Origin of the sequence: Streptomyces sp. NPDC048419 (genome assembly GCF_043200415.1) — a bacterium.
GTDB lineage: Bacteria > Actinomycetota > Actinomycetes > Streptomycetales > Streptomycetaceae > Streptomyces.
The window spans coordinates 1-6,410 of the sequence record NZ_JBICXT010000085.1 but is presented as its reverse complement, the minus strand read 5'-3'; the positions used below and the strand labels follow the sequence as shown (position 1 = coordinate 6,410).

The 6,410-nt window shown below is 66.5% G+C and carries 7 protein-coding genes and 1 pseudogene; 4 read left to right on the top strand and 4 right to left on the bottom strand.

All coding sequences use genetic code 11. From position 1 onward, the window contains the following. Nucleotides 1-368 precede the first annotated feature (368 nt). Nucleotides 369-530, bottom strand: a complete 162-nt coding sequence (locus ACGFYN_RS47605; RefSeq protein WP_393872211.1) for a hypothetical protein — start codon at nucleotides 528-530, stop codon at nucleotides 369-371. Nucleotides 531-1,324: 794 nt separating this feature from the next. Here ACGFYN_RS47605 and ACGFYN_RS47600 point away from each other — a divergent pair. The 3 genes from ACGFYN_RS47600 to ACGFYN_RS47590 all read left to right on the top strand — a co-directional run bounded on the left by ACGFYN_RS47600 (nucleotide 1,325) and on the right by ACGFYN_RS47590 (nucleotide 3,043). Beyond that, the gene (locus ACGFYN_RS47600; protein ID WP_393872210.1) at nucleotides 1,325-1,927 is read left to right on the top strand and encodes a tyrosinase family oxidase copper chaperone; all 603 of its coding nucleotides are present in this window, start codon (nucleotides 1,325-1,327) and stop codon (nucleotides 1,925-1,927) included. Nucleotides 1,928-1,971: 44 nt separating this feature from the next. Next, the gene (locus tag ACGFYN_RS47595) at nucleotides 1,972-2,790 is read left to right on the top strand and encodes a tyrosinase family protein (protein WP_393872209.1); all 819 of its coding nucleotides are present in this window, start codon (nucleotides 1,972-1,974) and stop codon (nucleotides 2,788-2,790) included. Nucleotides 2,791-2,878: 88 nt separating this feature from the next. Beyond that, nucleotides 2,879-3,043, top strand: coding sequence for a hypothetical protein (locus tag ACGFYN_RS47590; protein ID WP_393872208.1), 165 nt, complete (start codon nucleotides 2,879-2,881; stop codon nucleotides 3,041-3,043). A 484-nt stretch (nucleotides 3,044-3,527) separates the two neighbouring features. Here ACGFYN_RS47590 and ACGFYN_RS47585 read toward each other — a convergent pair whose 3' ends face one another. Beyond that, nucleotides 3,528-3,974, bottom strand: a complete 447-nt coding sequence (locus tag ACGFYN_RS47585; protein ID WP_393872207.1) for a MarR family winged helix-turn-helix transcriptional regulator — start codon at nucleotides 3,972-3,974, stop codon at nucleotides 3,528-3,530. A gap of 84 nt (nucleotides 3,975-4,058) precedes the next feature. Between ACGFYN_RS47585 and ACGFYN_RS47580 the strand changes: the two genes are divergently transcribed. Further along, nucleotides 4,059-4,745, top strand: a complete 687-nt coding sequence (locus tag ACGFYN_RS47580; protein WP_393872206.1) for a hemerythrin domain-containing protein — start codon at nucleotides 4,059-4,061, stop codon at nucleotides 4,743-4,745. Between the two features lie 782 nt (nucleotides 4,746-5,527). Here the strand turns inward: ACGFYN_RS47580 and ACGFYN_RS47575 are convergent. Continuing rightward, a complete protein-coding gene (locus ACGFYN_RS47575; RefSeq protein WP_393872212.1) occupies nucleotides 5,528-5,938 on the bottom strand; it encodes a VOC family protein in 411 nt (136 codons plus the stop codon). 149 nt (nucleotides 5,939-6,087) lie between these two features. After that, nucleotides 6,088-6,410 (bottom strand): annotated as a pseudogene (locus ACGFYN_RS47570) (hypothetical protein); the annotation flags it as partial.

The following is a 6,410-nucleotide window of genomic DNA, read 5'->3' as shown; positions in this document are numbered from 1 at the left end:
CCGCCACACACGACACCGACTGAGCACCGGCAACCAGACCCGGTGGGTCAGAACTCGACCGCCCACACCGGGTCAGGATTCAGCCGCCGCCGACAGACTCCGTCGCCGCGGTCGCGGCCAGGCCCCCTGACAGCTCCGCTGACGACCGTATCCCCGGCCACGTCCGCCGGTCCGCCTGAGGCCGCAGCCCCCGAACGAGCATCAGAATGGCGCTTCCCCGGTACCACCGATGGCATCGCACCTACGGGAAGCGACAGGTTCCTCACCACGAACTGGTTCAAGATGTCGTCGCGATCCATGAACATGATCTGGCTCTGCTTCGCCGCGTCCAACGAGTTGCCCAGCCAGTTGCGTGCAGCCTTGGTGATCTACCCGCCGGCCACGATGAACGCATGGTCGACGAGGACTCGCCGGTTGGCCTCGGGGTCGAAGATCTCATGCGCCAGCATCATCAGATCCTGATTGTGGATCTCAGCGATGCTGGCGTTGCCCGCCCTGGACTTTCCGGTGGCGTCCCACGGCCGCGTCAACGGCGAGCACTTCCGCGGACGAAGAGGGCTCCTCTCCTGTGGCGGGCCGGAGCCGCCTCCCACGACAGGCCACGAACAGCCCCAGCCCTGGCCCTCACAGCCGGTTCGCGACTGGGGCGAGCTACCCACCCGCCCCGACAGCCACGAAGGACCAACCCCTACGGGGCCCGCACAAGGGGGGATGAGCGCGAATCTCCGTACACGGCCGCCGCCGGCACAGACCCGGGCGGCGGACGTATTCCTGATTCTCCCAGCTCCCGGCCCGCCAGTACCCGGCCCGGGCCAAGACAATGCCGACAGTTCCGATCCTCTGTCCGGCGCCCCTTTTCGTGGATCGGTCAGGGACGGCCGGACCGCGTACGGGTCGCCGCCCGCGGAAGGGGGTGGGCATCTTTGAGGTCCTGGACGTGCCACTGCACCGGCCATGACAGCAGACGCCGCCAGCGGACGTCCGGACAGGACAGACTGAAACCTGACCTCCGTCGCCGAACTCGCCTCGTTCCTCACCGAACGATGGGACGAAGCGGAACGAGACTGCCAGCTCTTCCACGAGCCGGACTTCAAACTGACACCACTACCCAGCTATGAGCGGGCGTCCATGTATTCAAGCCGTATCGTCGGCAGGCGTATCAGCACCGTCAGGTCGAGTGGGCCGCAACTTTTTCTGTGAGAACCCGCCGATGAGCTTGTTCTTGCGGTCTTGAGCCCTCGGCCACTGAAACGGAAGAAGATCTTCCACTGTTGAACGGTGTACCTCCCCGTGAGGTTGTCTCTTTCACACGGGACCGCGTTCGATGCACCTCCGCTACCGCTCGCATCACTGCCACCATGTGACGGCAACGGGCGCCCCGATGCGCTCCGTTGCCACAGGAACGTTCCTGCTGCGGCCCTCGAACCGCAGCGGCCGGATGATAGGTACTTCGATGAAACTTCCCAGTCGTCGCAAGGCCCTGCTCACAGGCATGACGGCGCTCACTGGTGCGGCTCTTGCGAGTGAGGCGAACATTGCAACGGCAGATCCTGAATGGCCTGGGACGGGCCTGGCGTCGCGGACGCGGCGGGCCGGCGTAGCCAAGGGCAGCACCATGGATGAGCCTGCGGCGTTCGATGAAATCTACCTGGGTCGACACATCCAGGGCTGGCCCGCTCCTGTCGAGCACGCTTCACACCACGGCAGCCGCCAGGGCAGTCGACGGAGTCACATGGGCGACAGTGAATCGTCGCTCCTGGAGTTCGTCGTGCGCATCGACGACCAGGACCTTCACGTCATGCAGAGCATGGACGGAACTTGGCTCAGTGTCGTCAATCACTACCAGACACAGCGCACTCCTCTGGAGGTCGCCCGCGCGGCTGTACGAGACCTGGCCGGCGCCTCTCTCGTCTTCCTCATGGCCTGACCGACAACCGCAAGCCCCCCACCACATGCTGAAGGAACACCATCGTGGGAGAACGCAAGAACCAGGCCGACCTGTCGGCCTCCGAGAAGCGCAACTTCGTCAACGCGGTCCTCGAGCTCAAGCGGCAGGGACGGTACGACGAGTTCGTGACGACACACAATGCATTCATCATGAGTGACACGGACGACGGGGAACGAACCGGACACCGATCTCCCTCCTTCCTGCCCTGGCACCGCCGCTTCCTGCTGCAGTTCGAACAGGCGTTGCAAAGCATCACTCCCTCGGTCAACCTGCCCTACTGGGACTGGACCAAGGACCGATCACCCAACAGCTCACTGTGGTCGGACGACTTGCTCGGCGGCTCCGGCCGCAACAGCGACGACCAGGTAACCTCCGGGCCATTCGCCTTCACGCAGGGCAGCTGGCCAGTGAACGTGCGCGTCGACGGGCGGACCTTCTTACGACGCGACCTCGGCGCCAACGTCCGCGCGTTACCCACCCGCGAGGAAGTGGACACGGTCTTGGCCATGTCGACCTACGATGACCCGCCGTGGAACAGCGAATCTGAAAGCTTCCGCAACTATCTCGAGGGTTGGCAGGGCCCCAACCTCCATAACCGGGTTCACGTCTGGGTCGGCGGTCAAATGCTCAGCGGCGCCTCGCCGAATGACCCCGTCTTCTGGCTCCATCACTGCTTCATTGACAAACTGTGGGCAGACTGGCAGGCCCTGCACCCGTCTTCCGGGTACCTGCCAGTCACGGCACCTGAAGGTGTCATAGGCCTGCGTGACACGATGAAGCCCTGGAACGACGTGACGCCACAGGACATGCTCGACCATACGAAGTTTTACACCTACGTATGACGGCCTACCTGGCCTGCCCCGCCCAGCACCACGGGCGCGCCGTTCCTGCGCGTGCCCCTGCCCCGCCCAGGTACGCGACCGCAGCACCATGCACCGGCGGATCCTGCGGGACCGCCAGCAGCGCATCAGTCAGGAGCAGGCGGGATCATGCTGGCCGCTGGAGTCCATCCTCGCCTTCCAGACCATGAAGATCCTCGCGCTGCCCTTCGAACTGCACCCCGCCTTCCAGGACCACTGGTACGTCTTGCTCTAGCCGCAGCACACCCAACGCGCGAGAGTTGTCGGCTCCGGCGTTGTGGGAAACGGCTGGTCGCGAAGTCCCGCGACCTACTCGGGGCGCCCCTGCATTCTGCCGACACGTTCCGCGACGATGCCCTCCCTGACGTTCGTACCGGGTATTTCACGGTCCTTTGGTGCTTCGAGCGGCTCTACGCGGGGCGGCGCGCCATCGAGGACGGCGGTACGGCCAGCCGGCGACCGTTGAACGTGCTGCGCGGCCGGGCTCGCGCCGGACCAACGCCGTCGACCGGGTGCAGCGAGTGGCGGGCATGGTGAAGTCGCTGGTCATGGGGGCTCGTGTGAATGCGTTCTTCTGTGCTCGCGCTGGTCGGCGGCCGTTGTCCATGATGAAGGTCGTCTGGCGGGGCGGGGCGGTTTCTGGGGTTCTGCTGGTCCGTCGCGAGCGTCCGCCCACAATCCGTCGCCGTGCACCGACGTCCCGATGAGAGCGCGCGTGTCTACCGCTTGCCTGATTTTGCTTCGTGGCGGTCGAGCTCGGTCAGCATTCGGCGCAGTGACGCTCTGGTGGCGCGGATCTCCTCGTCGGGGATGGCTGCGAAGAGGGTGCGGTGCAGTCGTTCGGCCCTGGCGGTGACGCGGGTGAGTGACTGCTTGCCGCGAGGTGTCAGGGCTAGCCGGGGGGAGCCGCGGTGGTCCGGGTTGGACTCATAGGCGGCGAGGCGAAGGGCCACGAGGTCGTTGGCGACGCGCTGGACGTTCTGCCGGCTGACGCCGAGGCGGCGGGCGGCCTGGGGCACGGTGATTGCCTGTTCCGAGGCGACGCTTAGGACCTGCCATCGGGCCTGGGTGAGTCCTTCCGCGGCAGCGGTCTGCTCGCCGAGCCGGCGCAGGGCCCCGGCCGCCTCGAAGACGTCGGCGACCAGGAGAGCTGTCTCGTCCGGCATCGCACACTTCCCCTCTTGACAACATGTTGCTGAGAAGACAATATGTTGTCATCCTACCGTATCGGCCAGGCCAAGGACAGAACCATGCCCAAGATCGACCTCTACCGGAACGTTCACATGGGACAGCGTGCACGGCTGTTCACCCTTTCCACCGAACTCGGCGCGGCGGATATCAGCCAGAGCAGCGCCGCCACCGAGCAGGCCGACGGCTGCCTGGCCATGACCCGGGAGTTGCGCGAGCACGCTGACCACGAGGACACCTTCATCCATCAGCTCCTGCGGGAGCGGGCCCCTGAGGCGGCCGACGCGCTGGATGCCGAGCACATACGCCTTGACGCCGCCTTCACGACACTTGACGAGCAGGCACGCTCGCTGCCCGGCACTCCCGTCGACTCCCTGCCGGAGGCCCAGCACGCGCTCTACCTCGCCTTGAACGAAGTCATCAGCGCATATCTCGCGCACCTTCACCTCGAGGAGACGGTCGCGATGCCGGCACTTTGGCAGTACGCCAGCGACGCCGAACTGGGCGCCGTCTTCGCCGCCTTCCGCGCCTCCCGCACCCCCGAGGAGGGACTTGAGGACCTACGCCGGATGCTCCCCGCGGTGCCGCCCGCAACACGGGCCGCGATCGTGCGCAACATCGTCGAAGCCGTACCGGGACAAGCGGACAGCACATTGGCCGCTCTCTGCAGCACCCTCCGCCCCGACCAGCGCAACCGGCTCTATGAAGACCTCGGCGTGCCGGAGGTCTGGGCAGCCTCCACGGCCTAACGCCCTCACACCGCTCCGCAGCCGGACAGACAACACCCCCCATTTGATGTCCTCTGGGCCGCTCGACCTGCTGGCTACGCTGGCCGGTTCCAGGTTCGCGGGCGATCGGTCGAAGGGTGACCTGCGCCGGTGCCGTGGTGGCCGCGACCAGGGCCACTCTCGCCACCGTCGGTGAATTATTGCCGCGCCACGACCCGTCGTCTCCGCGAGCACGCCAGCGTCCGCGTGCACTCTCTGGGCGGCGAGCACGACAATGGCATCGAGGGGGGCGCGGCGCATCAGTTCACTGTCGGCGTCGTCCTTCATGCGTCGGCTGGGGTATGCGCCGTCAGACTGACGACGCCTTCGCCGTCGGCGGCATCACCCCCGGACGCCCCCTACAAGGTGGCCGAACACGACACCACCGCGGGTCTCGTCCGCAACCGGCTCGGCATCCCTGATGCCGGCCAAACCTGGTCTCGATTCGGCTGCACCAGAGCGTCGCCGGCACCGCCGGACACCTCGCCGCGGTCGCGGACGGTTCACGTCGAGGAGGCAGTCCGTCATCGCCACCGCCGCCGGAGGCACGGGGAGTTGGGCCGACCACCGGCTCGGCGACCGCAGCCAGGTCCACCTGACCGACCTCGCCGCGGAAACGATCGTACGGTTCGCCGCCTGGGCAGCAGTGGCGAGCGCCAGCGTCCATGTAACGGTGGGTGTGACCGGGATGGCGCGGAGGTCCGGAAAGTGGCCGGCGACAGCCCGCCTCGTATCGGCGCGGGGCCAATTGACACGATCGGCTGTCAGTTCTTCTTCAACTCCTCGGCGAGCATCACAATGATGCCGCTGGGACCGCGGACGTACGTGAGCTTGTAGACGTCCTCATAGGTCGCCACACCGCGAAGCGGACGGCATCCGTGCTTTGCGGCTACCTCAAGGGCTTCATCGATGTCGTCGACCGAGAAGGCGACGCGATGCATGCCAATCTCGTTGGGACGAGTGGGCTTCGACTCGATCGCTTCGGGGTGGATGTACTCGAAGAGCTCAAGGCGACCGTGCCCGTCTGGCGTCTGGAGCATCGCAATGTTGGCGTGATTGCCATCAAGGCCGACGGCAGTGTCGGTCCACTCACCACTGACCGTGTCACGGCCGACGACCGTGAGGCCGAGGTCGGTGAAAAAGGAGATCGTTGCTTCGAGGTCGCGAACCGCGATGCCGACCTCGCAGGATGCAGGGCAGCCGGTGGCACATGACGCCCGGGTGCTCGCGCGCCGGGCTCGCTGTGTGCCCAGCGGCCCTGCGGCCCGGCAGCCTCCCGCCACCGGCTTTGATCTGCAGAGGGGCCGGACGGCCGGTCCCCCTGTCAGTCATCGCTTTGCGTATAGTCCCGTTCCCTTACGGCTGGCGCCGACACCCGCGTGCGGCCGTCGTCTGCCGTGTCCGGGACCTCGTTGTGGACATGGGTGCAGGAGTGGGGGCGCAGGGACAGGCCTCGTAGGGCGAACACCGACAGCGCGCTCCACACTAGGGCCGCAAAGAAGCCGGCGACTGCCCGGCCGGAGGCCGGCGACGCCGCAGCGACCATGCCGACCGTCGCTGCTCCCCACACCACCCAGGTCAGGCGTGCCCCCACCGCCATGAACCACCAGCTCGTGACGAACGAGGACACCCCCCACAGCTGCCACA